The sequence below is a fragment of the Rhizobium beringeri genome (assembly GCF_004306515.1).
GTDB lineage: Bacteria > Pseudomonadota > Alphaproteobacteria > Rhizobiales > Rhizobiaceae > Rhizobium > Rhizobium beringeri.
In genome coordinates, this window is record NZ_SILG01000012.1 from 1 (window position 1) to 3375 (window position 3375).

Here is a 3375-nt window from a genome sequence, read left to right on the forward strand (position 1 = left end):
TTATGCCGACCGTCGAACTATGCCGATTAATCAACTTTTTGCCAACGTTTCCGGCATCATAGCGGGCAGCTAGTCGGCATAGTTTAGGGTCTCTCCGTCGCAGTTGACGCGAAGGAGAGGACACATGAACGCAACTGACTATTTGAATCGCAGCGCCCTATACCGGAAGCTGGTCTATGGTCCGTATCGGGAGTTTGCGGGCGTTTACGCCGCCAAAATGTCGAACGAAGGTTTGGGTCGGCATTGCACGTGGCGCTCGCTGAGCCTGTTTCGGGATCTGATGGACTGGCATGTTGGCAATGGACATGCTCCGCAGGATTTAAGCGAGGTTCACGTCGACCGCTTTCTTGAGCATCGTTTCAAGCACTGGAAGCCCGACTCGGGCGATCGATCGGCACTCCGCCGCTTGCTTTTGGCGTTACGGGAGAAAGGCTTAATACCAGCCGCACTTCCGATTCTGCGCAGTGAGCACGAGAAGATCGTCGATGTATTCGGGCAATATCTCTCGACTGAGAGAGGGCTCGCCGCCGCGACTATGGGGAGCCACAAGCTTCTGTCGCTTCGATTTCTCCGGGAGGTGTGCCCTTTAGGCGTAGACGGGTTTGCAGCGCTCACCCCGCAGACCGTGATCGGTTATGTCGAGCGACATGCGCTCGATGGTTCCGCCGACAGTGGCAAAGCCATGTGCGGGGTTGTGCGTGCCTTCCTGCGCTATTTGCATCTGAAGGGTTTCATCTCGATGCCGCTCGCTGGCTGTGTGCCGTCCATCCGCCGCTGGCGACTTGCCGGCCTTCCAACATTTCTCCCGCCCGAGAAAGTCCAGAAGGTTCTCGATGCCTGTGATCGGACGACGGCAATGGGTCGTCGGGACTACGCGGTTCTGATGATCCTCGCCAAGCTCGGTTTGCGCGCCAGCGAAGTTTCCAACCTCAATCTTGACGATATCGACTGGCAGTCGGGCACGATCCTCGTACACGGAAAGGGACGACGCCAAGCGACTATGCCGCTGCGTCACGACGTCGGAACAGCACTCGTCGCTTATATCCGACATGGGCGTCCAGCCTCGGCATGTCGACGACTTTTCCTACGAACACTCGCCCCGCACGTGGGTTTTACATCTGGCAGCGCCATCACGTGGATCGCTAAGCAAGCACTCGAACAGGCCGACATTGAAGGCTATGCGCATCACGGCGCCCATCTTTTCCGCCACAGCCTTGCGACTGACCTTTTGCGATCGGGCGCCAGCTTTGCTGAGATCGGCCAACTGCTCCGCCATCGAAGCATCGACAGTACAAGAATCTATGCCAAGCTCGATATTGATAAGCTGCGTGAACTGAGCCTACCCTGGCCGGGAGGTGTCCAATGAGCCGGCTTGGCACCGCGTTTGAGCGCTACATCGGCATGCGCCAAGGGCTGGGATACAAATATGACGGTCCGGCAAAACGATTGTCGGAGTTCGTCGCTTTCATGGAATCCCGCGGCGCCGAGACCATCACGAATGATCTGGCAATGGAGTGGGTCACCTCGATGGGCCGGCAGCCAAGCTGGTCCATCCGCCTGTCTGATGTGCGCTGCTTTGCACAGCACCTCAGTTATTTCGATCCTTTGACAGAAGTGCTACCAAGCGACGCTGTAGCACCGGCACGGCGGACAAAGCCCTACATCTATAGCGAGATCGAGATTCAGACACTTTTGGCGGCGGCACTGTCGTTGCCGCCGGCCAACGCTCTGCGGCGCTGGACATATCACTGCCTGTTCGGGCTGATAGCAGTGGCCGGACTGCGCCATTCCGAAGCGCTCAGCCTGCTCCGGGCCGATGTCGATCTCGACCAGGGCGTCCTCACCATCCGAGAGACAAAGTTTGGCAAGTCACGGCTGGTCCCGCTGCATGCCACGACAATTGCTGTCCTTTCGGGCTACGCCGCCCGACGCGATGCACACCTTGGTACGCCGCGCAGTCCCTATTTCTTCGTCGCCGAACAAGGCGGCAGATTGCTGCATCAATACGTGCATCGCGTGTTCTGGCGACTATCCCGGCAAATCGGATTACGACAGGAGGGGAATCGAGATGGCCCACGGATTCATGATCTTCGTCACCGTTTCGCCGTCCAGACCCTGTGTGGAACGCGAGCTGCCCGTTCTCTCAACCTTCCTCGGCCATGCCAATGTTCGCGACACCTATTGGTATCTGTCGGCCACGCCGGAACTGATGAACCATGCCGTACGGCGATTGGATAAGCGTTGGGAGGTCCGGTCATGAGACACACGAACGACCTGCCCGTGCTAATCGAGCGGTGGTTTACGGATCGGCTTATGAAGCATCGAGGTGTAAGTTCCAATACCATCGCCTCCTATCGCGACACCTTCAGGCTCCTGTTTGCTTTCGCACAGACGCGCATTGGGAGATCCCCATCCCAGTTGACGCTGCGGGATTTGGACGCTCCTTTCATCGGCGCATTCCTGGAGGATCTTGAGACGCAGAGATCCGCCTCGGTGCGGACCCGGAATCTCCGCCTCACAGCCATCCGCTCTTTCTTCCGATATGCGGCGTTTGAGGAGCCGGCACACAGCGCCCACATTCAGCGTGTGCTCGCGATCCCCAGCAAGCGATGCGACAAGCGGCAGCTTCAGTTCCTAACCAGGCCCGAGATTGAAGCGATCCTGGACTGTACGGATCGAAACACGTGGCTGGGACGCCGCGATTACACTCTGCTATTGCTGGCCGCGCAAACGGGGCTGCGGGTCTCGGAGATCATCGACCTCGACCGAGACTCGGTAGTGCTCGGCCGCGGTGCGCATGTGCAATGCGTCGGCAAGGGCCGCAAAGAGCGAAGTACGCCGCTCACGAAGGTTGCACAGCAAGCCCTCCAGCGGTGGCTCAGGGAGCCAGGGAAGCGGGGGCGCAACGGCTCTCTTTCCGAATATGCACGGTGGCAGGCTCAGCGCGGACGGCGTGCAGGCGCTGCTGAACAAATATGTCGCCAAAGCACGTGAGCACTGCATCTCCCTTCGCTCAAAGCGGGTCTCGCCCCATGTCTTGCGGCACTCTGCTGCCATGGAGTTGCTGCAGGCGGGCGTCGACTGCTCCGTAATTGCCCTGTGGTTGGGCCACGAAGCGATGGAAACGACGTTGACCTATCTTCATGCACATCTCGAACTGAAGGAATCTGCACTCGCAAAGCTGAAGCCGTACGAACGCGCCAAGGCCGAGCGATTTCGACCAAGCGACCGGCTTCTGGAATTCCTGAACGCCCTCTGAGCATGAGAACTATGCCGAGTGCCAAACAACAGCGACCCGCCGAACGGGCCGGGAACGCACGGTTTGCTGCAAACAATAGAAGAGACACTCGGCATAGTTCGACGGTCGGCATAAAC

General features: G+C 58.7%; 1 protein-coding gene and 2 pseudogenes. All 3 read left to right on the top strand.

Annotation, left to right across the window (positions count from 1 at the left end; translation table 11 throughout):
* Positions 1 to 124 precede the first annotated feature (124 nt).
* Positions 125 to 1366, top strand: coding sequence for a site-specific integrase (locus tag ELH03_RS37140; protein WP_027664907.1), 1242 nt, complete (start codon positions 125 to 127; stop codon positions 1364 to 1366).
* Positions 1363 to 2260: pseudogene (locus ELH03_RS37145) on the top strand (tyrosine-type recombinase/integrase). Before ELH03_RS37140 ends, ELH03_RS37145 begins: the two are co-directional and overlap by 4 nt.
* Positions 2257 to 3259, top strand: a pseudogene (locus ELH03_RS37150) (tyrosine-type recombinase/integrase). Before ELH03_RS37145 ends, ELH03_RS37150 begins: the two co-directional pseudogenes overlap by 4 nt.
* Positions 3260 to 3375 lie beyond the last annotated feature (116 nt).